The organism is Commensalibacter papalotli (ex Botero et al. 2024) (assembly GCF_947179115.1).
In the GTDB taxonomy this organism is placed as follows: Bacteria; Pseudomonadota; Alphaproteobacteria; order Acetobacterales; family Acetobacteraceae; genus Commensalibacter; species Commensalibacter papalotli.
Window position 1 is genome coordinate 15,062 of the sequence record NZ_CAMXCI010000006.1, and the last position, 25,156, is coordinate 40,217.

Sequence of the window (25,156 nt, forward strand, 5' to 3'; positions counted from 1 at the left end):
TTTAGCGCTCTCATATCTATAGATATTGAGAGCGTTTATGTGTTTATTAATATATTTTGGTTTTGAGGATATTGATATAAGATAGTTTAGGCAGATAAAATAGCAGAAAGAAATTAAAGAGATGATTATATATCATTTAACAATTGCAGCCCCATTCGGAGCAAATTTAAATATTTTAAAACAGCAATCAATTGATAACGGTTTTCAGTTTATAAATATATCAGGGAATTATCAGAGAGGTAAGGTTGGAGTTTGTCAAAAAATTGCTATAACACAAGCTTTTTTAAACAATGATTATCTGCATGAAGATTCAATTGTTCTGTTTACAGATGGTTATGATGTAAATATTAATGATCACTATAGTGTAATTTTAAATAAATTTTTGTCATATGAATGCGATATGATGTTTAATGTTGATAAAAATTTTTGGCCTCCTGTAAAAATATCTGGTGTAATTGGTACAGTAGATAGAAATGATATTCTAGAATTTTTTAAGCAAAAAACAGATACTCCGAATAAATATCTAAATAGTGGTGTTTATATGGGATATGTTGGTAGCCTTCGTAAAATGATTAATTTTTGTTATGAGGCATCTCAGAAAACAGGTAGATTAGATGACCAGGAACTTATGCAGTATTTTGCTTACGAAAATCAAGATGTGAATATTAAATTAGATTATTATGATGAGCTATTTTCTGCCTTTAATTATTCTGTTGATGACTTTTCTTACGACGGGATGATATTAAAAAACCATCATTACGGTACAAAGCCGTCTGTTTGGCATGGAAATGGTGATAAATCAGCAATTGTTGGGTTTAATAACATTGCAAAGATTAACAGAGATGGAAATCTACCACGTTATTTATCTTGTATACAAGAAAATGGTAAATTCTTAGCGTATCCTCATGGTGGAAAGTTTGTTTTTACAGATAAAATTAATGATGATTTATGTTTTGTTATACAAAACGGGCAAAAAACCAAGATGTGTTTATTGACAAGTAAGGGATATATTCTTTCTTTTCATCCTGACAATTCTTATTATCCCAAAAATTACATTAGAAATTGGGAGGCTCTCACTATTGATTCTGAGAATATAATTCAAACAAATCATAATGTCCCTTTAAAAGATATAGTTGGTAATTGTGATTCTTTGGAGCTCATAGATGTGCCTTTCCGAGTTATGATGCATGTAAATGATGCTCTTTTGGAAACTATTGTTAATATGGGATGGAGTTAATTTTACTTACAATTATATTTATGTTGTTTTTTGTTACTAAAAGATTGAGCATATAATTTATTGATATGCTTAATAGTGATCTATTAAATATTGTTACAAGGAGAGTATGTTGGGTAATTTAGATAATCATAGAATTGATAAAAAACCGTCTAATAAAATTAAATTACTTGTTTCAGATATTGATGGAACGCTAATAACGGATGATAAAAGAATAACACCAGAAGCACTGACAGCAGTTCAAAAATTAAAAGAAGCAGGCATTCATTTATGTTTGGTCAGTAGTAGGCCGCCTCAAGGGATTCAAATGTTTTTTAAGGATTTGAATATTGTAACCCCTTTTGCTGCGTTAAATGGTGGCGAAATTATTGGGAATGATGGATCTGTTGCCTCTAGTATGGCTATGAAGACCCAGGATGCTGATGAGGTCTGTGAGTTATTACAAAAAAATGATGTTAAAGCATGGATTTTTGGGGGATTTGATTGGGTTGTTTTTGATAGGAATGATCCCTTTATTTCTCATGAAAAGGCTGTTGTTGGTGGTGGTCCTGAAATTATTGATCATATTAGCCAATATAAAAATCGTATTGTTAAAATTGAGGGTGTTTCAAGTAATACAGCGTTATTAGACAAATTGGCTGATCAAATTAATCAAAAATATCCTGACACGGTCAAAGCATTGCGCTCATCGGACCATTATTTAGATATTACCCATCCCAAAGCAAACAAAGGATTTGCTGCGATTGAGTTAGGCAAACAATATGGAATTGATATTTCGGAAATTGCTTGTATCGGAGATATGGATAATGACATTCCTATGTTAGAGATCGCAGGTTTAGCAATTGCTATGGGGCAATCCAGCGAACGTGTTTATCGTCATGCACATTTTCAAACGAAAAGTAATGAAGACAATGGCTGGGCTTATGCGGTAGAGAATTTTATTCTTCCCAGAGCCTAAGGCGTCTTTATTCTATAGAATATCGTGTTAGATCTCGCTATGATAAAGTTTATTTAATCGTAAAAATATTTAAAAAGGACTGGTTATGAATGATAAAATAGAAAATACAGGGGAAAAGGGTCATACTGCGCAGACAGGATATGTGCTTGTTTTATCCGATGCAACGGCTCAAGCTGATTACTTGGCCAGTTCTATTTTACATCATGCCGAAGAAAAACAAGATGGGCCCTTATGTATTGCATTATCAGGTGGTTCTACGCCTAAAAGATTATATGAGTTATTAGGTAGCTCTGAATATGCAGACCGGATGCCATGGCATAAAATTCATTTGTTTTTCGGAGATGAAAGAATGGTTTCCCATACAGATGCAGACAGCAACTTTCATATGGTTAAAGAGGCTTTGTTAAAGCATATTGATATTCCATTTCGCAATGTGCATCCTATGCCAGTTTTGGAAGATCCAGTAAAAGCTGCTGAGATTTATCAAGCAGAATTACAAGAAATCTATGGTTTTGAAACGTTACAAAAGGGAAAACCTTTATTTGATATCGTATTGTTAGGTCTTGGGGCAGATGGTCATACAGCTTCGTTATTTCCTGGCACCCCTGTTTTACAAGAACAAGAAAAATGGGTGTCTTGGAGCCAACCTTCTGACGCACCACATCAAAGATTGACTTTAACTTATCCTGCGATTGCTTCCAGTCGTTTCGTGATGTTTGTGGTTAGTGGAGATAGTAAAACCCAAATTATTCGTGAAGTTCGTGACGAGAATAAACCTTATCCTTCTGCTGCGATCACAACCGAGGGAGAATTACATTGGATTCTTGATCGTGCAGCAGGTGGAGAGTAAGTTATAAGGATAATTTCTTTATTACTCTATATTGGGTAATAAAGAATACGCTTTATGGCATAAAGGGAATAGAAAATGAGCACAGATACAAGCCAAATAGAGCTTTATAAACAAAAAGTCGGTGACCTTGGGGCTTCTTTGGTCACTCCTGGAATGAGGGTTGGTTTAGGAAGTGGCAGCACTGCGGCTTGTGTTGTAAGAGCTTTGGGGAGACGTTGGCAAGAAGAGGGGCTGCGATTTATTGGGGTTCCGACATCAGTCGATACAGCCCATCTTGCGGAATCTTTTGGGATTGAGTTAACAACTTTAGGTAAATGCCCCGAACTTGATCTTGATATTGATGGTGCAGATGAAGTTACCCGTCAAGGTTATAATTTAATCAAAGGGCTGGGTGGAGCATTACTCAGAGAAAAAATTGTTCGGTATGCTGCTAAAAAATTCGTTGTCGTAGTAGATGAGCGTAAGATGGTTGATCAACTTGGTGATCATACACCTGTTCCTGTAGAAGTTACCCCTTTTGGATGGGAGGCTACGGCCAAACATCTGGAAAAAATTGGTGCTAATATTGATGTTCGTTTGAAAAAAGACAGTAAAGAATTTTTCTTAACGGATGGGTCAAATATGATATTGGATTGCAATTTTGGATTAATTACAGACCCTGTCAAGTTGGAAAATGAAATTAATCAAATTGTCGGTGTGATGGAAAATGGATTATTTATTCATTGCACGAATGAAGTGTTAATTGCTGGTAATGATGGATTACATCATTTAAAGTAGTAGGAGTGTAAAATGCCTGATCCCATAGTTGATATATCTACGATAAAACCATGTTTACTTGTAGTGATGGGGGTTTCAGGCTGTGGAAAAAGTAAGCTTGCCAAAGGGTTACGGGAAAAATTAAGTTGGTCTTTTCAAGAAGGAGATGATTTGCATTCCGAGCATAATATTGAAAAAATGTCTCGTGGTGTTCCTTTAACAGATGAAGACCGTATTCCATGGCTAGAAAAATGCCATGATTGGTTGGTAAAAAGTGAACAAAACCATCATGGGTCAGGCATTCTTACTTGTTCTGCATTAAAAAAAAGATATCGTGATATTTTAAGAAAAAATATCCAAAACCCTTTTTATTTTATATATATTCATGTGCCCGAGGATATCTTATTAAAGCGTTTGTTGAAAAGAAAAGGGCATTTTATGCCAGCCAGTTTGCTATCAAGCCAGATAGAAACGCTTGAGCCACTTCAACCAAATGAACCTTTTATTGAAATAAAGGTAGAGGAAGAACCTTTTGAGGAAGTGCTGCAAAAGACACTTTATCAATTGCAGCAAAGATCCTTAAAAGCTGGCAGTTAAAGCCACATTAAATGAACGTCCAATTCCTGGTAAAGCTCTGACCCTGTTATCTGCGATAAGGTCGCCAATGGTTAAGCCACCCATAGGCAAGTAATATTTTTTATTCATGACATTTTCAATGCTCATATCCAGTCGGAACATATTCCAAGTATAGCTTGCGCCCATATTAAGTAATATATAACCAGGAGTTTTTGGCTCACGTCGTAAAGGATCAGTTAAACCTTTGGCATTTACAAATTCCCCTTCGATACGACCACTCCAATTCCCAATATATTGATTAAGGCTGAGTGTTCCGTTGACAGGCATCATATGATAGAGGTTGGTATGATTGGTTAGATCAGTGCCTCTGACCCAGTTTAAATTACTTTGTAAAACGCCTTTACCGAATTTTTTGCTGTTCCATACATTATACGAACCTGCAGAGTTTACACCATAAAGCTGGGCATTATGATTGGCAAATTGCAGATTTGAAATAGTTGTGCCAGCACGTCCAGAGGCGCTGCCTAGATAGTTCACATTAATATAATGATGAATATAAGTATAATAGGGTTGTATCTTTAATTCCCAGACTTCTTGTTTGGTATCATGAAAATTAAAGCTGGTACTGATGGTATTGGCAATTTCTGGTTTTAGATTAATATCCCCGCGATAGGCATTACCATCTCCAAACCATCCGACCATGCGCATAGCCATTGGGGTAGTCCCCCATGAATAACGTTCATATAAATTAGGAGAACGCGTTTTTCTGGCATAGCCTGTTTCCCAAGTAAAGTTGGGATCTGCTTTCCAACGCAAAAGGGCGGTAACATCAAAATTAACATCGGTTTTACCACGGTTGGCACTGTTAAAACGGTCCATTGCAGCAACTTCGGTGGCATTCATACCAGCAAGACCCTTATAACCTGAAACTTGCCCAGTATTCATCATAACCACATCATTTCTGACACCGAGCAAGGTGATAATATCATGATCCCATTGGGTTTCAAGCTCTGCATAGGTACCCAAGCGATTACGATGCCCACGATTAATATTATGGTAAGTATTCGGACCCATCATCATGCTGCCTTGCAGGGCAGGCCACCAATCATTAAGCGTATAATAGGCGAATTCGTTACCAATTCGTAAAGTATTTTTATTATTAAGGTAAATGGTACCTTTAATATCATATCCCGCTAAACGTCCGATATTATTCATAGGCATGCCTGTGGTTGGGGAATGCCCGCCTTTGTCACCCAACATATTCATAGCATGCGTGACGCGTTGCCAATAGCCTCTGGCTTCTAAAGTTCCCCAATCAAAATCGCCTTTATACTTTCCATTGATAAAAACAGATTGATTTTTTGTCATGTCCATATAGGCATTTGGAAAGCCTTCATAAGGGGTATCTGTTTGTCCAATATTAAGAGAGAGTAAATGATTATCCTTTTTATAAGCCAAGGTTACATCATGATTAAACATCTTATATTGTGTAGATTTGACCTTACCACCGCCAGCGCCTGCATGGTAATTTCTGGATTGCGACCATCCCCCATTATAACGAATACTAAGGTGATCGTTGGCAACGGTAACATCTCCAGAAGCCCCAAGCCCTTTACCATTACTATGGAAGAACCCTGAGACTTGACCTGTAGAAATAATTTTATTTTTCTTCTTGGCAAAAACAGGGGATTTTCGTTCAATATTAATGGTGCCTGCTGTGCTGTCTCCACCAAGGCTTACAGGTGCGATGCCAGCCATAATATTGATAACGGAAACATCATGGGGATTTAGGTAAGATAGTGCAGGATTCATATGATTGGGGCAGTCCCCTGTAATGCGCATTCCATCAATTACGGTGGCAACACGATCATCCGCCATGCCGTTTAACACAGGCAAGGATGCAATACGTCCTGATTTATAAAGGCTGACTCCCATTTGATGCTCAAGTAACGCACCTGTATCAGGGCTATTATTTACAACGCTTTTCAGTTGGTCTGCTTTTAACGTTGTACTGCCTGGAGTAATTTCGGATGGTTCATCGGCTATATCATCAGCATTAATGTTAATAGCAGGTAAAGTTTGAGTTTTTGCAGAGGAAGGCGTTTCCGCAGCCCATACTGATACAGATGATTGAATAAAAAAAACCGAAAGCATAAGCGAGAATTTATAGCTCGTGCGTGGAAAAGAGAACATAATTCGACTCTGATATAAAATAGATAAAAATGAATATGCAGCGTTTCCTTATCTATAATAGATAAGAAAGATCAGAATCTGAAAGATGGAGGGGCTCTAGCGGGGTTTTCTCGCACAAACTTTGTGGGTGGTGCATGTGAGAAATAGGCTTTGATCTGATGGGCAATAATAATCACACTGATTGCTGGAAGTTCTGGCCCATTTAATAAAAGTGGCGTGGGTAAAGCAAAGCTGGTGCATAAGGGGCATAAAACCATGCCATGCTGAGATTTTTTATGGTGATCTTGTTTGGTCTCTTTGGAAATGGGTGTATGTTGCATATGCATGCAATCTTCCATATCCATCGGTGCAGAAGTCTGTGCATTGCTCATCATGGGGCAATGCCACCAATTGCTGAAAGTCAACGGTGCGATCAGTAATTGTGTAATAAAAAGAGTCAAAACAAGATAAATGGCATATAAAAACCAAGTAGAGTGGCTTTTATTTCTGTTTTGTATCCTATTAATGTGTAAATTAAGAGGCTGCATTGACGTTCTTGTCTCTTTGTAAGATGATTCTTTTGTTGATGAAAAGCATAAGATTGTCAAATATGTTTTTCTAGGAATAGAGAATTGCTTTCTTGGTGTGGCAGGTATATCAACAAAGTAAGGATAAAGGCAAAGTTAATGCATATGGTTATAGAATGATCTAATGAAGCAGGATCCAATTTCACCTTCAATACATATTTCTGCCATGAAGGCCCCGTCAAAACGCATGGTGCCTTCTTTGGAAAAAATTGGCTCATTTGACTATATGATTGGAGAGAGCTTCGTTGCCCTTTTATTGCATGGCTTGTGCGTATTGATTGCATTTTGGTGTATGGAAATCCCTAAACGAGATAACCCTTTGCATTCTTCAATACAGGTTGCATTTGAAGCACCTGTTGTTTTACCCATTCCTGATGATGCGCCAAATATAGATCAGAGTGATTTACAACCACCAGTCACAGAACCAAATGTTGAGGCGTCAGAAAATTTACCTCAGACAGATGCAATTGCTCCGATTTCAATTCCTAGACCTCAGAAAATAGTATCAGAGAAGAGGCAGGAAAATACACAACCGACACAAAATGAAACACATAAAAGCCCTGCTACTCATTCAGCTTCTGCAAATCAGCAACTAACCCCAACTCAACATTCTGTAGCACCGTCTGTGCAATCAGCAAGTCAGATTTTGTCACCTTCACAAAGATGTAGTGTCTTGACTAAAGATTACCCTATGGCCGCACGCAGGCGTCACGAGCAAGGAACCGTCCAAGTAAGCTATCAATTACTTGCTGATGGACAGGTAAAACAAGTTGGTGTTTTAGAAAGTAGCGGTTTCTCAGATTTAGATCAGGCTGCGATACAAGCAGTGCAAGCTATGAAATGTCAGGCTGCACCAGGGCAGCCTGTAATTAAAACAACAATGCCAGTTCATTTCTCTTTAAACAAATTGAAATAATTGTCTTTGATTTATTGAATTAATGAACTTAAAGCGTCAGCAATTTGTTCTGCTGTTTCGTCGGTATTAATTGATTGATTATATTTTCCAGTTGGATCCATTAGGATAAACTGGTGAAAAGGTTCAATAAGTTTGGTTTTTTCGGTAGCTTGAACTGTTTTAAGAGGTACATGATATAAAATAGAAATATCTCGAATAGCCAAATCGCCGCCAGTTAAAGCAATAATTTTATTGTTAAAATGCTTCATATATAACATTAATCGATCAGGAGTGTCATACTGACTGTCAAAAGAGATAAAGATAGGAATGACTTTGATGGATTTTTTTCCCAACAGTTCCATGATTTTGCCCATTTTATTAAGGTTTTGGCTGCATTGGTCATTGAGGCAACGTGAAGCACCAAAATATATTAACATCCATCTTCCTCTAAAACTGCCTGTACTGACAACATTTCCAGAAGGGCTCAGCAATTGAAAGCCGCCACCAATTATGTCTGTTTGCTGAGGGGCGGTTTGGATCGCTTGTTTTGTATAAAAGATACCAACAGCACCAGCTCCTAGGGCAATTATAACTCCAGTAATGAGTATAATTAAAATAGGTGTTTTCTTATTTTGTGTCATTTGATTTGCTTATTTTTTTACAATAGGACTTTGTTAAGGAATTAATAGTGCTTTATCTGTTGTTTTTTGTAAAGGAATGATAAGGATCGATTTCAGTTCCTATTAGCAAAAAAATAATTACTTTTTTGTAAAGGTTCTAGGTCTAGTTTATTTCTTAAATATAGTAATTAATATTTTAAATTTTCTGTAAAGTCAGAAAATTCATTGTCCTTACACAATTTTTATAAGTGATTGTCTTTTGTAACTCTCAAGTCGTTCAAAATGTAAAGTTGATTTGCACAATGTTTCAATTTTTAAGTACAATTTACTTGCTTAAATAATATTTCACATATGAATAAGAGGGATCATTCCCTCTTATAAATTATAGTCGTACACTTACACGGTGGTGTTTTATTGTGCGTAAACTGAATTATCACCATTTGGTTGAACGACAACTGCATTAGGTGTCATTTTATTCCCACGAGCAACCATGCAAGCCGTATAGGTTTGATCATATTGAGTTTGGATACCCACTTGTTTACCTTGCGAATAACTGGTTGCCCCTAGGCCACCACCCAGTGCACCGCCTGCTGCACCAATACCTGCACCAGAAGCACCCCCCAGCGCACCCCCCAGCCCCGCACCAGCAGCTGTTGCCAAGACACCTCCAATAATTGCGCGTTTATTCTGGTGTGATGCTTGCCCATGTACATCATTTGCAGCATATTTTTGACAATCTTGTTTTTCTGCTAGAAATTGTTCAAATGTTTTACCTGGAGGGGGTGTTATTTGAACTTGTGGTCCCATTGGTGTTTCAGCGCAGGAGGTGAGTGCTAAGATTGCTCCTATGAAAGCAACAGTGTTTAGTTTACGAATCTTCATTGCTTTGAACCTTTTATGTACTAAGTTTTATAAAGTTAAACTAGAATATATTCACAAATTACTATTTTAAAAGAGTGTTTTTATTATGAAGAATAATTTTAATGGGCCTCTGACCAGTTTTTACCAATACCAGCCTCAACCACCAAAGGAATAGAAATTTTTACGGTTTTTTGCATGATTTCTTTGGTTAAATTAACAAATTTTTCAGCATCTTCTTCTTTGACTTCAAATAACAGCTCATCATGAACTTGTAATAGCATTTTTGCCTGTAATTGATGCTCTTTGATAGCTTTATCCATATCTAACATGGCACTTTTAATAATATCAGCAGCCCCTCCTTGTAATGGAGCATTAATGGCTTGGCGTTCAGCATAAGCACGTTGAGGTCCTTTGGCAGTTTGAATGCCTGCAATCCAACATCTGCGACCAAACGGTGTTAAAACATACCCATTTTCTTTTGCTTCTTCTTGAGTGGTTTGCATGTAGGCTTTGATTTCTGGATAGCGCGCAAAATATGTATCAATATATTGTTTTGCAATCCCTGCTGAAACCCCTAATTGTTTTCCTAGGCCAAAGGCACTGATGCCATAAATAATACCAAAATTAATGGCTTTTGCCTGACGACGAACCAAAGGATCCATGCCTTTAATCGGGGTGTTAAATACTTCAGAAGCGGTTCTGGCGTGAATATCTTCGTTATTAATAAAGGATTCTTTAAGCTGTGGAATATTGGCGACATGTGCCAATAAACGCAGTTCAATTTGAGAGTAATCAGCAGAAACTAACACATGATCAGGGGCAGAAATAAACGCAGCCCTGATTTTCCCACCCTCTTCACTGCGAATAGGAATATTTTGTAAGTTTGGATCTGTTGATGACAAGCGGCCTGTAACTGTGCCAACCATATTAAAACTGGTATGAACCCGTCCTGTTTGGGGATTAATATCTTCAATTAATGCATCTGTATAAGTAGATTTAAGCTTGGCCAATTGTCGCCAGCCCAAGATTTGATCGGCAATAGTATGGCCTTTATCGCTGAGTTCTTGCAAAACTTTGGAATCAGTTCCCCAAGCCCCAGTTTTCATTCTTTTGCCACCAGAGAAATCCATATCATCAAACAGAATTTCACCAAGTTGCTTAGGAGAAGCAACGTTAAACTCTTTCCCTGCCATTTTATGGATTTCTTTTTCTTGAATATCCATCTTTTGGCTGAACTCTTGGGATAAAGAGCGCAGTAAGTTTGGATCAATTAAAATTCCATCTTGCTCCATTTGCGTCAAAACATTGATTAATGGACGTTCCATTTCTTCATACAGGCTTAATACGTTTAACGCACGCATATTGGGACGGAGTAATAACCATAAACGTAATGTAACGTCTGCATCTTCTGCTGCATAATTTGTTGCTTTATCGATGGGAACTTGTGCAAAAGTAATGCGTTTACGTCCTGTACCTGTTATTTCATCGTAAGAGATATTCTGATGGTTTAGATGAAGCTGTGCCAGCTCATCCATATTATGACGATGTTTGCCAGCAGCTTGGACATAAGAAATCATCATGGTATCATCATAAGGGGTGGGGATTGGAAAACCATTATGATGAAAAACCAGAAAATCATATTTGGCATTATGAAAGATTTTCAATACTGCTGGATCGGTAAAAAGAGCGCTAAACGCTTTGATTAAATCGCCTACTGCAAGTTGGTTAGCGCTTTGTTCTTCAAACAAACTTTCTTGTTGGTGTGCGATGGGAATATAACAGGCTTTTCCTGGAGCAACAGCCATAGAAATTCCCACAATATTGGCTTGTAATGCATTTAAACTGTCTGTTTCGGTATCAAGTGCACAATAGTGAGTTTCTTGAGCCAGCTTTATCCAAATTTTGAGCTGCTCAAGAGAGATAATGGTTTCATAATTCTCGTAAGCTGGAGAGAGAATATAGGAATGATCTTTCTCTTCTTCTTTTTGTGATGCTTGAACAGAATTCCCGGCAGCTGAATGAGAAGATACATGACCTTTAGAATACCGAGCTAGAATAGAGCGAAATCCTCGTTCTTGCAGCCATGTAATCAGACGCTCTTCTTCAGCATTACAGCATCCTAGATTCTCAATAGGCACAGGAAGATCTAAATCATCTTTTAATTGTACTAATTGATAAGATATACGAGCGTTTTCTTGATGTTCTTCTAAACTGTCACGACGCTTAGAAGCTTTCATGGTGGGAATGGCGGCCAGTATCTCTTCTAAACCACCATATTCATTAATCAAAGCCGCTGCTGTTTTAGGACCTATGCCAGGAACGCCAGGCACATTATCGACAGAATCCCCCATTAAAGCCTGCAAAGCAATCATCTTTGAAGGATCAACGCCAAATTTGGCCATAACTTCTGGCTCACGAATGAGTTTCTCTTTGATTGGATCTTGCATACAAACATGATCATTAATAAGCTGCATCAGATCTTTGTCAGAGGAAATAATTGTACATTCCCCTCCAGCTTTGACCATTGCTTTGGCATAACTGGCGATTAGATCGTCAGCTTCCCATCCAGCCATTTCAATTGTTGGTAAGCCAAGTAAGCGTGATGCCTCTTTGGCCAATGCAAATTGGGGAATAAGCTCTTCTGGTGGAGGGGGTCTTTGGGCTTTATAAGCAGGATAGATATCGTTACGGAAAGTTTTTCTGCCTGCATCAAAAATGACTGCCATATGGCTGGCTGTTCGTTCACGAATAATCTTCATCATCATATTGGTAAACCCATAAACCGCATTCACAGGGGTTCCAGAGGGGTCTAACATTAATGGGATACCGTGAAAAGCGCGAAAGATAAAGCCAGATCCATCAACCAGGATCAGATGTTTTGAAGCAGAAGAAGATGACATGAGTTTAAGATCAGTTCTGTTTAATGATTGTCAGATTGTTCTTGGAAAATAAACGTTTTAGAACAATAAGGGCACACGACTTTGCCTTCTTTTAATTTTAAAAAGACACGAGGATGACCCAAAGCAGGATTGTTACCCTCACAAGAGACCGTTTTTGTGTTGGTATAAACGGTTTCGAAATGTCCACGCTGGGTGGTTGGAGTAGAAGATTGTTCGGTTTTCATTAAAATATCCTTGTTTATTATCAAAAGAAACGTCAATACTAGAAACAATATATTGGTATTAAGTATTGAGTATCCGATGAGAATTTTAAATCGAACCTTTTTAACATATTTCTGTTTTATATGCTGCATTTTTATGATGGGATGGGCATTTTTAAATGGAAATAGTCTAAAGGCACAAACTAAAAATAACCAGCAAGATGTTGATCAAGGTCAGCAAGCAAGTGCTCAGGACCCTTATGCTAAATATAAAAAACTAATTCCTGCTGATGATTGGATAATGGCTTCTGATAATGCGTTAATTCCATTGCGTATATGGCAAGCTCCTTCTCAACGAGTAATTATTATTGCTTTACATGGGTTTAATGATAGCCGAGATGCATGGGAGGATTCTGCACAATATTTTGTGGATAAAGGAATTAGCATTTATTCGCCTGATCAACGAGGTTTTGGTCAAGCTCGTTTACGAGGTAAATGGTCCAGCACCGATCGTATGGTGCAGGACGTTATTGATGTCGTTAAAATTATCAAGCAGCGTTTTCCGAATACCCCGATTTATTTAATGGGTGAAAGTATGGGTGGTGCAGTTTTAATGTGCCTTGCTGCGCGTTCTGATGCACCTCAGGTCGATGGATATATTTTATTGGCTCCCGCGGTTTGGGGTTCAAAGCAAATTGGTATGGTTGGGGATCTTTCTTTACGCTTTTTAAATGCTGTTGCTCCTAATTGGCATCTTAGTGCACGCAAAGCCCCGATTAAACGTATAGTTGCCAGTGATAATGAGGAGTCATTAATAAGATTATATTTTGATCCATTATCTTTACATGACAGCAGGGTAAAGGCCATTTATGGATTGGTAAAATTAATGGATGATGCTATTAAAGCAGCCCCTTATATTCGATATCATACTTTGGTTTTATATGGCGATAATGATCAGCTTGTGCCTATGGGTTCTATGTATACCGTGTGGGAAAAATTCCCTAAATGGGTAAGAAAAGACTATGTGCCTGGAGGCTATCATTTATTATTAAGAGATAAAAACCGTAAAATAGTAGCCAAAGACATTATTACTTGGATTAATGATCCAGACCAATGGTTACCTTCTGGTGGTGATGCTGCTTCATCTGCATGGATGTCTGTTAAAGGTAAAGGAAAAGTTCCTTTTTTTATGCCCAGTCAAGTGGATAATATTGTTCACTAACATTGCTGTATTAATTTTTGCATCTCTTGTTGATCCAGTAACCTTTGATTAGCGCTGCCTCGAAAAGACAGTTCTAAATTTTTTTGAGATAATAAAAAAGGGCCATCAATTAGGAGATCTGTCATGGTTAGCAAATCTATAATTGCATGGTTCTGTTTGCTCATTTTTAATAAATTTTCAAAAACATAACCTGTATAGATAGTAATATGTTTTTTTATCGAATGAATTTTTTTAGCTAATTGCACCAAAGGGGCAGCCTGCATGAAAGGCTCGCCACCAGAAAATGTAATGCCATCCAATAATGGATTTTCCTGAAATTGTTCAAAAATGGTTTCAATATCCATACAAAATCCACCTGTGAAAGGGTGTGTTTTGGGGTTGTGGCACCCTGGACATTGATGGGGACAGCCTTGCGTAAAGATGACAAAACGCAAACCTGGCCCATCAACGATTGATTCCTCGACAACGCCACTAAGGCGTAGTTGATGAGCAGTCATGTTTAACACGGTCTTTTTCTTCTGCTTGTTTAGCATTATTAAAACGATCTACGGTTCCCACGAGGTATCCAGTAATACGGCGTGTTCTTGCAAAACCGATATTTTCACCAACCATTGTTTGATGAGGGGGATTTGCGGATGTATTCGTTTGATTTTCAAGTTTAATCGTCATAATTTTCTCATTTATGGTGATAGGTTGGAACATTTGGGTATTGCTGGTGCAAAAGACTAAGCTTTTCGACGCTTATAGCTTCACCTTCTTTACGTCCGCATCGGGGGCAGACATTATCAATAACACCGACATATCCACAAACAGGGTCTCTGTCTAAGGGATGATTAATGGCACCATAACCAATGCCTTTGGATTGCATATGACGTATGATCGTTTCAAAAGCATCAAGATTTTTACAAACGTCACCATCAAGTTCAATATAAGTAATATGACCACCATTTGTTAACGCATGATAAGGCGCTTCTATATCAATTTTCTTATGTGTTTTTATTGGAAAGTAAACGGGAACATGGAATGAGTTTGTGTAATATTCTCTATCTGTAATTCCTAGTATACTTCCGTATTTTTCACGATCCATCATAACAAAGCGTCCACTTAATCCCTCAGCTGGGGTTGCGATCAGGGAAAAATTAAGCTTTGTCTTTTTGGCTTGTTCATCCATGCGTTCTCTCATATGAGAAATAATTTTCAGCCCAAGTTCTTGTGCTTCTTTACTCTCTCCATGATGAACCCCGATAAGGGCTTTTAGTGTTTCTGCAAGTCCAATAAAACCTGCGGTTAAAGTTCCGTGTTTTAATACTTCTTCAACTGTATCTTCCGAATTAAGCAAATGGGAATCAATCCAAATTCCTTGACCCATCAAAAAGGGATAATTTTTAACTTTTTTTTGACTTTGAATTTTTAACCGATGTAATAATTGTTCGATAACCAGATCGATTTTTTCATCTAAAAGTGTAAAAAACAGATCAATATTGTGATCAGCGTCTAACCCTAATCGTGGAAGATTAATGGAGGTAAAACTTAAATTACCACGCCCACATATTTCAGTTCGATTTTCATCATGTGCATTGCCCAGAACGCGAGTACGACATCCCATATATGCGACTTCTGATTGATAAGAGTTAGGTTGGTAATATTGATAATTAAAAGGGGCGTCTATAAAGCTGAAATTTGGGAAAAGTCGTTTAGCAGAAGTTGCCATAGCTTGTTTAAATAAATCGTAATTTGGATCAATTTTTTCAAAATTAACGCCAGATTTTACTTTGAAAATTTGTACAGGGAAAATAGGGGTCTCCCCATTTCCTAATCCTGCCTCTGTTGCTTTAAGAAGGTTATGAATTGCCATGCGCCCCTCTTCAGAAATATCAGTTCCATAATTGATAGAACTGAAAGGGACTTGGGCACCTGCTCTGGAATTCATAGTATTCAAGTTATGAATAAAAGCTTCCATCGCTTGATATGTACGACGGTCAGTATTGGCTAGGGCTTTTTTACAGGCATAATGATGTGCTGAAATAAGTGCTTCTGTTGAAACGGAAAGGTTGTTAACTTGTTTTAGTTTTGCTTCAAATTTAGAAATTAAATTAATATGAATATCTTCTTGAAAATGAGATTTCAGGGTCTCTAGTAAAAGATTAATATCCTGCTCAGTCATATCGGTTTTAATTTGAAGATACATGGCGAATATTTTCCAATATTCTTGTTTAAAGGTTTTTTTTACCCCTAATGCCATTGCATAATCAAAATTAGGAACACTTTGCCCCCCATGCATTTCGTTTTGATTGGCTTGTATAGCAATACATGCAAGCGCTGAGTAGCTTTCTATAGAATTTGGCTCTCTTAAATATCCATGCCCTGTTGAAAAACCATTTTCAAAAAGGGTAATAAGATCAATTTGACAGCAAGTAGCCGTCAACATATAGAAATCTTTGTCATGAATATGAATATCACCATTTTGGTGAGCTTTAGAAATATTAGGTGGCAGAATATAATTATCTATAAAAAATTTTGATCCTTCTGAACCATATTTTAACATCGTTCCCATTGCTGTATCGCCATCTATATTGGCATTTTCTCTTTTAATATCAGCATCTTTGGCAGAGCTATAGGTTAGTTTTTTATATATATCCATCAAATAGGTTTCACTATTACGGATTTTAGTATGCTCGGCACGATATAAAATATATGATTTAGCCGTATCAGCATAATCGTAATGGATTAAAGTTCGTTCAACTATATCTTGGATTCCTTCAACATGATTAACATAATCTTGGTTGATGTTTTGGCAAACTTTTTCAGTTAAAAATAAATGATCTGTAGGTGTCATGTTTTCATCAAGTGTTGCATTATTGGCTTTGATGATTGCATTCAGAATTTTAACTTGGTCGAAAGGTGCTAGAGACCCGTCTCTTTTGATAATGTGTGTCATAACATACCTTGAAAACGTAATGTTTAAAGAATCAAGATGTAATTTAAGAATGATTCTTAACATTAAACTATATATAGTATTTAAATATAAATCAAACTACTATTTGTATGATTTTGATCACAATATATTTCAAAACGATTTTTGATGACTTTTTGTATGTATGCAACAGCTATAGTTTTTAATTCGATTTTTTTTATTAAGGTTTTAAGAATTTATGAATTTTTTTTATGATTTATAATCATCACTGAAGGAAATAGAGCTATATTTCAAAATAGATATAGTTCGATTAAATTATACTAACGGTGATTTTTTATAGACCTCAGTTCATGTTAATAAATGAGGTCTTAGATTCTTCTGATTCATAATATATTTATGGATCAATAATATAAATTATTTTGATACTATCCTAAAATGGTCAGGATAAACAATTTAAAGTTTGAAACAAGAATTCTAACCATGATTTTTATAGAACCGAAGATGCAACAGCTAGTAAAGAAAAATATGATCTTTAATTGCTTACTTGTAAGTTTAGTTCAATCTTTTACAAGTAAGCAATATTTATTTTAAACAGCAATAGACTGAATTTGTTTTTGTTTAAGAGGATATGCTCTATCAGAACAAACTTGAATAATTAATTTTCGTTCTTTATGATTATTGTCAGGCAGATTCAATAATGCTTTTCCTTTTGTCCAACGACAAGGTTGTTGTTCCAAAGTATGCCACCCTGGTAAATCATCTTGCGTTAGATGATTGGTCATATTAATTACTTGTATATTATAGGCTGCACTTACGATTTGGATACTTCCAACTGAGATACCTAACTCATGACGGTTATCTTCAAAAGGTCCATCAATATCATTTAAGCGGCTTGTTCTGGATACAAGATAAACGCTTTTAATATTTTCATCAGGTAAAGGGAATATATATCGACCTTGAAAATGTGATATAGGTTCAATAGTTAAACCATCTTGTGTAATCAAATGAAAATCAGGATCATGGGTAAGTTGATTTTTATCTTGCATCATTGGTAAACCCATCTTTATAGCACGTTGCAATAACGTATGATAAAGAGGTTCAACGTAACTGCGATCAACCATTAAGGGGGCACCAGCATCTTTCCCCCAAGTTTTGGGTTTTTTTGGGCGTATTAAAATAGCACAATCACCATGTTGACTAAATTGGGTTTGATTTCCTGTATCCAGATAACTCTCTGTTAACACTCCATTTGCCCAAATAACTGAATGCTCCTCTGTTTCAAAATGATAATAAGTGTAGTTTGTAATCGAATAATCATAAAAAATACTATACCCATTCACAAACATACGAGCAGGGGTGAATTTTCCATTAAAAAACAAACAATGCTCAGGGGTAATTAATAGATCTTTGCAAGGAGTACCTTCAGCAATAGCATCTTTTAAAATGCGTACAGGATACCCTGCTTCATCATCATGTAATGTTGGATTAACTTTTACGGTTTTATTTCCGACCCAACGAACAGATTGAACATCTTCTTTATTTTGTTGCCAGTTAAAACTAAGGATTTTATCACCAATACGAATATCCTCTACCGCGATTTCTCCTTCAAGCGTTTTAATCATAGAACCCGCAAGAAAACAAACCTCATAAATTAAATTACCAGTTGAATCAGATGCAAGATGATATCCTTCATTTTTGGCGCCAGGAATATTTAAGGAAATTTTATTACCATTATTAAGAATTAAGGTTACAAAATCACCATTGATATTTCCATTAACATCTTCAAAGGCTACGTTAGTAACATTAGAGGTTTGAATGCCTGCTAATTTAATTTGATCTGACCAACTCGTGCTTGCACCATCAAAATTGTTGATTAAGGTTGTTACGATACCACCATTTTCAAGACCCGAAATAGTTAAGCCATGATTACCATTTCCAGGAAAATTGATTGTTCCACCAGCATCTGGATAAATTGTGGCGTAACCCCCATGAAGAGTTATTTCACCATTTATTTTTCCACCAGAAGAAACCGTCAGTAACCCTCCGAGATCTACACTAGTAATAGAGCCACCTGAGGAAACTGTTACATCTCCATTAGCATAAACATATGTATTAATGGCACTTCCGCCAGAAGAAACAATAAGCGATCCAACACTTGTATTAGAAATAATGGCTCCTGAGGCAACTATAAGCGTCCCTTGAGCAAAAACCTGCGTATCAGACATAGTTGCTCCCGAAGCAACTATAATTTTAGCGCTAGTATAAACACTCGTATGAATAAAATTCATATTAGAAGGGATTGTAAACTCCCCTCCGATACTTGCGTTATAAAACGTCACCCCTGAGGGGCCTATAAGATCGGCAGAGTTAATATATGCATTAGAAATAGTGACCCCAGAGGAAACAGTTAGTTGTCCACCAGAGTAAATAAATATACCAGAAACATTCACCCCTAAAGCAACTGTTAACTGCCCTCCAGAGTTAATAGTTGTATCAATAATACTTGCTCCTGAAGCAACTGGGATCTGCCCTCCAGAAGAAACATATATACCAGAAATATTTATCCCTGAAGAGACCGCATATTGTACGCCAGATAAAATAAATATATTCGCGACATTTGCTCCTGGGGAAGCTGTAAATAGTCCTCCATCAGAAATCGTTATTTCAGTAATACTTGCTCCAGAGGAAGCGGTAAACTCTGCTCCAGAGAGAATAATTGTACGAGAAACACTTGCTCCAGAGATAACAGAAAATAGACCTCCAGAATAAATAGATGTATCAGAAACACTTCCATTAGAAGTAACTATTAAATTCCCACCAGATAAAATATTGGTATTAGAAGCATTCCCGTTTGAAACAACTGTTAATTGCCCCCCCAGCATAAATGGATGTATCAGAAACTCTTCCATATGAAGATACCGTTAATTGTCCTCCAGAATAAATGGATGTATTATAAGCACTTCCAAATGTAGAAATTATAAGCTGTTCTCCATAGGAAATGGATATATTAGAAACAATTTCACCTGAGGAGACTACTGTGTTTGACATATTGATTGCCTTGTAAGCAGAAAAATTAAGAATTTAATACGAAGATTCTATCTATATATTTCTTAGTTTAAACCTAACCTGCTTTTGTTAAGTTTCGATATCAAATTTTCTATAATTATAAATATATTTATTGATAGTTCAGAGGTTATAGTCGCTTCATTAGTAACTTAATGGTTTATTTAAAGCTTACCGATAATAATTGGTAAGTATTAGATAAAAAATATACATTCTTATTGTTTCGCTCATTGGTTGATAGCCAAAATGTGAGCGTTACTGCTAGAAGGACAATAATTAGAATATTTTAACCATCGCATCTTAAAGTTATCATTAAACATTATACAATGATATTGGGTAGCGAAACAGGATTAAGCGCGTCAGTTGTCACTAAATATAAACTAAACATTCGATCAAACAGAGTTCAATAATAAGTATTTAATTAAAAGAGCTATCTCTGAAAACTTTATCCAGATTTATTATTTAGCTAATAACGAAAAATTATAAATATATATCCAACATATAATGACTGGACAGATTAATAGAAGATTTCTATGGGGGAGTTGATCAGTTGAACTATACAACATCATGCTTAGAAAAAGCGAAGAGATTTTAAAATATCGAACAAGAAATATAACTAGTGCAAAAATGAATATTTATAAAAACATAAGATGCTTAATAAAAGCACCTTATGTTGAAATATTATAATTTTATTTTATGAAAAATCGTTATTCATTGATGTAAATTATTTAGGATGAAAGGAACCAACTAATTTAATATAATGGCTACGTTCATAGGCTTGATTGTTTTTTAATTTCTGCCAGCTCATTTGACCACGCATTAACTTAAGATCTGTTTGTTGACGAGCTTTAAGCCACATGCAAAGACCATCAAGTAAAGCTTCAACATAGTTTGGACCATGTCGTAATAGCGCACTGGTTGTCATTACTGTATCAGCTCCTGCCAATAAAAATTTGACAACTTGTTGATAGTCATCAACGCCAGTTGAAGCTGCAAGAGATGCATTAACCCGTCGTGCTAATAATCCTATCCATTGCAGAGCAATTAACCCTTCACTCATGTTACTGAGGCTATAACGAGATGTTATATCCAAATTTTGTATATCTATATCAGGAGACATTATTCTATTGAATAAAACCAACCCATTTGCGCCTGCATCAATCATACGCTGAGCAAGATTCCCCATTGAGGTAAAATAAGGAGATAATTTTACTGCCAAAGGAATATCGACATGCTTACGAATATTCGCGATAATACTAATATAACCATCCTCGATTTGTTGGCTTGAGATATTAATATTTGTAGGAACAGAGAAAATATTTAGCTCTAAAGCATCTGCACCAGCTTCTTGGATAAGTTTTGCATATTCTACCCAAGCACTATTTGTATATCCATTTAAACTGGCAATAACAGGCACAGAAACTGTTTTCTTAGCTGTTTCTACAAGTTTAAGATATGCTTCGGGGCCTACTCCATAAGGGCCTGAGGCAATATTATCTATGGGTAAATAGCTGCTGGCTTCAGCAGAATGATAATGATGAAGTGTATCAAGCTCTTCAAAGGCATAATCGATTTGTTCTTGAAAAAGAGAGGGCAATACAATTGCTGCTATTCCTGCTTTTTCAAGCGTTTTTAAATACTCCATATCTGTATGCATAGGTGAAGCAGAAGCGATGATAGGAGTTTTTAAGGTTAAACCCAAATATTGACTGGTTAAGTCTATTTTATGGTTCATTTTTATACTCCCACACTTTCTCTTGCTGCGATACCTGATTCAAACGGATCCGGCTGAAAGCGACTACCATCTCTTGCAGCCAAATCTTCATAAGTTCTGTAGCGTTCGTTTACCCAGTTCTGCGCCATTTTCATTAGATACTCTGCTTCTTTAGGATTGCTTTTTAACAATGCTTTATATCGGATTTCATTATATGCGTAGGTTGATAAGGGTAAATTGGGTTTATTAGAATCTAAACGGAAAGGATTTTGCCCATAAGTTCTCATTCTTGGGTCAAATCTAAAGAGAGGCCAATATCCCGTTTCAGTTGCTAGATGTTGTTGGTTCATTCCTTTTGTCATATCAATACCATGAGCAATACAATGGCTATATGCTAAGATAATAGAAGGACCATCATAAGTTTCTGCTTCTCTAAAGGCTTGCAAGGTTTGCTGTGGATTTGCACCCATGGCGACTTGGGCCACATACACATTACCATAAGCAATCGCTTGTAGTGCTAAGTCTTTACGAGGCGTGTGTTTGCCTCCAGTAGCAAATTTAGCAATAGCTGCCATTGGTGTTGCCTTAGAAGCTTGCCCTCCAGTATTAGAATAAACTTCGGTATCTAACACGAGTATATTTACATTCTTACCACTGGCTAATACATGATCTAAACCACCATAACCAATATCATATGCCCAACCATCACCACCAACAATCCAAATACTGCGACGTACAAGATGATCTACCAAAGACAACATATTTTGAACACGAGCATCTTTATCTTTTAAGGGTAACAATTTCACTTTAAGCTCAGCAATCCGTTCTCTTTGCTTACGAATTTCTGATTCTTGATCCTGAGGTGCGTGAATAATGTCATCAATTAAAGAAGCATCTACTATATCTGCCAGTTCATTTAATTGTTTAACAGCAAGCTCTAATTGGTTATTTGCAGCTAGACGATACCCTAATCCAAATTCAGCATTATCTTCAAATAATGAGTTAGACCAAGCAGGTCCACGCCCTTCATGATTTTTTGCCCACGGTGTTACAGGTAAATTACCGCCATAAATTGAGGAACAACCCGTAGCATTAGCAACTTGCATGCGGTCGCCAAATAATTGACTTAATAATTTTAAATAAGGTGTTTCGCCACATCCAGCACAGGCACCTGGGAACTCAAAGAGTGGTTGTAGAAATTGCACGCCACGAACATTGGAAAAATCGACATCTGCTCTGTTATTTACAGGGAGTTTCTCAAAAAAATCAATATTCGCTTTTTCTTGCTCAAAAATATCTGCTTTATCAATCATATTAAGCGCTTTTGTTTCAGACTCAATAAGACTATATGCAGGACAAGCTTCAACACAAAGCCCACAGCCTGTGCAATCTTCAATATAAACCTGTAAAGTAAATCTGCTTTCAGGATACCCTCTGGCATTTACAGGAACAGATTGAAACCCTTCAGGAGCATTAGCGGCTTCTTTTTCGTTATAGTAACGAGAGCGAATGACTGAGTGAGGACAGACAAAGCTGCATTGGCCACATTGAATACAAAGATCAGAACGCCATTCAGGAATGATATCCGATACATTACGTTTTTCTAGGGCACAAGTGCCACTTGGAAAAGTACCATCTGCTGGAACTGCACTTACTGGAATAGAATCCCCTTCAGCAGCAAACATTTTTGCTGTGACTTGTTTAATAAAGTCTGAAGAATTTGCAGGAACGAGTGCTATTTTTTCAAGCTTGCTGGTTACTGTTTTAGGTACATCAACTTGTTGTAAATATTTTAAAGCACCATCAACAGCAGCATAGTTTTGTTGAACAACATGTTCACCTTTACGGCCATAACTTTTTTGAATATGTGCTTTGATGCTTTTAATGGCTTGGTCTTTATCTAAAACGCCAGAAATAGAAAAGAAACAAGTTTGTAAAATTGTATTTACCCTAAAGCCAAGGCCTAGTTCTTTGGCTACCGAACTAGCATTAATGACATAGAATTGGATGTCTTTTTCGATAATCTGTTCTTGAACGTCTTTGGATAATTTATCCCATATTTCACTGGCATCATAAGGTGCATTCAATAAAAAAACAGAATTATGAGAAGCCAGTTTTAAAATATCTTGTCGCTCTAAAAATTCAAATTTATGACATGCTACAAAATTGGCATGCTCAATTAAATATGGCGCATCAATAGGTTCTGGCCCAAAACGTAAATGAGATATTGTTTGCGCACCTGATTTATGAGAGTCATAAACAAAGAAGCCTTGAGCATAAAGGCCAGCATCATCACCAATAATTTTTACACTATTTTTATTAGCCCCCACGGTTCCATCAGCACCTAAACCAAAGAATACGGCTCTGGTGACTTTATCTGATTCTGGATTTAATGTTTTATCAAAAGTTAAACTGGTATGGCTGACATCATCATTAATGCCTATCGTAAAGCTGTTACGAGGATGTTCTTTATCTAGCTCTGCATAGACAGCTATTGCCATTGCGGGAGTAAAGTCTTTGTTAGATAAACCATAACGCCCCCCAATGATAAGAGGCATTTCAGATATTTTTTTACTTGCAATTGCTTGAGCCATTGCCACAATAATATCTTGATATAAAGGCTCGCCAATGGAACCAACTTCTTTATGTTGCTCTAAAACTGCAATTTTTTTGACTGTTTTAGGTAGAACGTCCAGCAAATATTGAATAGAAAAAGGACGGAAAAGACGAACTTGGATAACGCCAACTTTTTCACCTTTTGCAGCTAATAATTTAGCAGCTTGAACAGCTGTTTTCGCACCAGCACCCATTAAAATTAAGATTTTTTCAGGATCTTCTGCACCATAATAATCAAACAGTTTATACTGACGCCCTGTTAATCTTGCGAATTCATTCATTGCATCTCGTAAAATATCAGGCACTTTTTCATAATAAGGGTTAACAGCCTCACGTGCTTGAAAAAAAGTATCTGGGTTATGGGCAGTACCACGAATGAATGGATTTTCTGGATTTAAAGCGCGTGCACGATGCGCATAAACTAATTCATCATCGATCATCGTTCTAAGCACTGAATCGTCTAAGATTTCGAGTGTATTTAATTCATGAGAGGTTCTGAAACCATCAAAGAAATGTAAGAAAGGCACGCGTGATTTTAACGTCGCTACTTGTGAAAGCAATGCGGCGTCATGGGCTTCTTGAACATTTCCAGAACTAAACAAGGCAAATCCTGTTGTTCTGGCAGCCATGACGTCAGAGTGATCACCAAATATAGATAAAGCAGAAGTAGCTAACGCACGAGCAGCCACATGAAAAACCGTTGATGTAAGCTCACCTGCAATTTTATACATATTAGGTAGCATTAACATTAACCCTTGAGAGGCGGTAAATGTTGTTGTTAATGAACCAGACTGAAGAGCACCATGCACAGCTCCAGCAGCACCACCCTCACTTTGCATTTCTTGAATATGAGGAATGTTACCCCAAATATTCTTTTTAGCCTGTGCTGCCCATTCATCAGCAAGTTCTGCCATTGTAGAGGAGGGGGTAATAGGGAAAATCGCACAGACTTCGTTTAGGCGATAGGCAACGTCCGCGGCGGCTGTATTACCATCGATTATAATTCTTTTACTCATCA

The 25,156-nt window shown here is 36.8% G+C and carries 20 protein-coding genes; 7 read left to right on the plus strand and 13 right to left on the minus strand.

Going from position 1 to position 25,156, the window contains the following annotated elements:
- The first annotated feature begins 121 nt into the window (after window positions 1-121).
- The 5 genes from QMN76_RS09885 (at window position 122) to QMN76_RS09905 (ending at window position 4,395) form a co-directional block, all read left to right on the plus strand.
- Complete coding sequence (locus tag QMN76_RS09885) at window positions 122-1,237, plus strand: glycosyltransferase domain-containing protein (RefSeq protein ID WP_034340021.1); 1,116 nt, start codon at window positions 122-124, stop codon at window positions 1,235-1,237.
- 106 nt (window positions 1,238-1,343) lie between these two features.
- Window positions 1,344-2,192 (plus strand): Cof-type HAD-IIB family hydrolase, encoded by an 849-nt coding sequence (locus QMN76_RS09890; protein WP_282024291.1) that lies wholly within the window; start codon window positions 1,344-1,346, stop codon window positions 2,190-2,192.
- A gap of 85 nt (window positions 2,193-2,277) precedes the next feature.
- Window positions 2,278-3,042 carry a 6-phosphogluconolactonase gene (pgl, locus tag QMN76_RS09895; RefSeq protein WP_282024293.1) on the plus strand — a complete coding sequence of 255 codons (765 nt, stop codon included), beginning with the start codon at window positions 2,278-2,280 and terminating at the stop codon, window positions 3,040-3,042.
- Between the two features lie 75 nt (window positions 3,043-3,117).
- A complete protein-coding gene (gene rpiA / locus QMN76_RS09900) occupies window positions 3,118-3,819 on the plus strand; it encodes a ribose-5-phosphate isomerase RpiA (protein WP_282024295.1) in 702 nt (233 codons plus the stop codon).
- A 12-nt stretch (window positions 3,820-3,831) separates the two neighbouring features.
- Window positions 3,832-4,395: a gluconokinase gene (locus QMN76_RS09905; RefSeq protein ID WP_282024297.1), complete on the plus strand. Its 564-nt coding sequence runs from the start codon at window positions 3,832-3,834 to the stop codon at window positions 4,393-4,395.
- On the opposite strand, the gene QMN76_RS09910 is transcribed toward QMN76_RS09905, so the two are convergent.
- Window positions 4,378-6,567: a TonB-dependent receptor gene (locus tag QMN76_RS09910; RefSeq protein ID WP_282066009.1), complete on the minus strand. Its 2,190-nt coding sequence runs from the start codon at window positions 6,565-6,567 to the stop codon at window positions 4,378-4,380. The genes QMN76_RS09905 and QMN76_RS09910 overlap by 18 nt on opposite strands.
- Window positions 6,568-6,638: 71 nt before the next feature.
- Complete coding sequence (locus QMN76_RS09915) at window positions 6,639-7,094, minus strand: DUF2946 family protein (RefSeq protein WP_034340033.1); 456 nt, start codon at window positions 7,092-7,094, stop codon at window positions 6,639-6,641.
- A 163-nt stretch (window positions 7,095-7,257) separates the two neighbouring features.
- Here QMN76_RS09915 and QMN76_RS09920 point away from each other — a divergent pair, with 163 nt between their 5' ends.
- Window positions 7,258-8,049 (plus strand): energy transducer TonB, encoded by a 792-nt coding sequence (locus tag QMN76_RS09920; RefSeq protein ID WP_282024302.1) that lies wholly within the window; start codon window positions 7,258-7,260, stop codon window positions 8,047-8,049.
- An 11-nt stretch (window positions 8,050-8,060) separates the two neighbouring features.
- Here the strand turns inward: QMN76_RS09920 and QMN76_RS09925 are convergent, their stop codons facing one another.
- The 4 genes from QMN76_RS09925 to QMN76_RS09940 form a co-directional block, all read right to left on the minus strand.
- Complete coding sequence (locus tag QMN76_RS09925; RefSeq protein ID WP_282024304.1) at window positions 8,061-8,669, minus strand: SCO family protein; 609 nt, start codon at window positions 8,667-8,669, stop codon at window positions 8,061-8,063.
- Between the two features lie 390 nt (window positions 8,670-9,059).
- A complete protein-coding gene (locus tag QMN76_RS09930) occupies window positions 9,060-9,530 on the minus strand; it encodes a glycine zipper family protein (RefSeq protein ID WP_034340038.1) in 471 nt (156 codons plus the stop codon).
- 98 nt (window positions 9,531-9,628) lie between these two features.
- Entirely contained in the window at window positions 9,629-12,409 is a 2,781-nt protein-coding gene (polA, locus tag QMN76_RS09935; protein WP_282024306.1) for a DNA polymerase I, read from the minus strand.
- Between the two features lie 20 nt (window positions 12,410-12,429).
- Window positions 12,430-12,633, minus strand: coding sequence for a zinc-finger domain-containing protein (locus QMN76_RS09940; RefSeq protein WP_034340040.1), 204 nt, complete (start codon window positions 12,631-12,633; stop codon window positions 12,430-12,432).
- Window positions 12,634-12,766: 133 nt separating this feature from the next.
- Between QMN76_RS09940 and QMN76_RS09945 the strand changes: the two genes are divergently transcribed.
- Complete coding sequence (locus tag QMN76_RS09945) at window positions 12,767-13,831, plus strand: alpha/beta fold hydrolase (protein WP_282024308.1); 1,065 nt, start codon at window positions 12,767-12,769, stop codon at window positions 13,829-13,831.
- Here QMN76_RS09945 and nrdG read toward each other — a convergent pair.
- The 7 genes from nrdG to nifJ all read right to left on the minus strand — a co-directional run bounded on the left by nrdG (window position 13,828) and on the right by nifJ (window position 25,154).
- On the minus strand, window positions 13,828-14,328 hold the full coding sequence (nrdG, locus tag QMN76_RS09950) for an anaerobic ribonucleoside-triphosphate reductase activating protein (RefSeq protein WP_282024310.1): 501 nt from the start codon (window positions 14,326-14,328) through the stop codon (window positions 13,828-13,830). The two genes, QMN76_RS09945 and nrdG, sit on opposite strands and share 4 nt — an antisense overlap.
- On the minus strand, window positions 14,303-14,500 hold the full coding sequence (nrdD, locus tag QMN76_RS09955; RefSeq protein ID WP_034340046.1) for an anaerobic ribonucleoside-triphosphate reductase: 198 nt from the start codon (window positions 14,498-14,500) through the stop codon (window positions 14,303-14,305). Before nrdD ends, nrdG begins: the two co-directional genes overlap by 26 nt.
- Window positions 14,501-14,507: 7 nt before the next feature.
- Window positions 14,508-16,769: an anaerobic ribonucleoside triphosphate reductase gene (locus QMN76_RS09960; protein WP_282024314.1), complete on the minus strand. Its 2,262-nt coding sequence runs from the start codon at window positions 16,767-16,769 to the stop codon at window positions 14,508-14,510.
- A gap of 563 nt (window positions 16,770-17,332) precedes the next feature.
- Window positions 17,333-19,654, minus strand: a complete 2,322-nt coding sequence (locus QMN76_RS09965; RefSeq protein ID WP_282024316.1) for a Hint domain-containing protein — start codon at window positions 19,652-19,654, stop codon at window positions 17,333-17,335.
- Complete coding sequence (locus QMN76_RS11030) at window positions 19,581-19,793, minus strand: hypothetical protein (protein ID WP_408869468.1); 213 nt, start codon at window positions 19,791-19,793, stop codon at window positions 19,581-19,583. The genes QMN76_RS09965 and QMN76_RS11030 overlap by 74 nt, the downstream gene beginning before the upstream one ends.
- 739 nt (window positions 19,794-20,532) lie before the next feature.
- Window positions 20,533-21,543 carry a dihydroorotate dehydrogenase-like protein gene (locus QMN76_RS09970; protein ID WP_282024318.1) on the minus strand — a complete coding sequence of 337 codons (1,011 nt, stop codon included), beginning with the start codon at window positions 21,541-21,543 and terminating at the stop codon, window positions 20,533-20,535.
- 2 nt (window positions 21,544-21,545) lie between these two features.
- Window positions 21,546-25,154: a pyruvate:ferredoxin (flavodoxin) oxidoreductase gene (gene nifJ, locus QMN76_RS09975; protein WP_282024319.1), complete on the minus strand. Its 3,609-nt coding sequence runs from the start codon at window positions 25,152-25,154 to the stop codon at window positions 21,546-21,548.
- Between the last annotated feature and the right edge of the window lie 2 nt (window positions 25,155-25,156).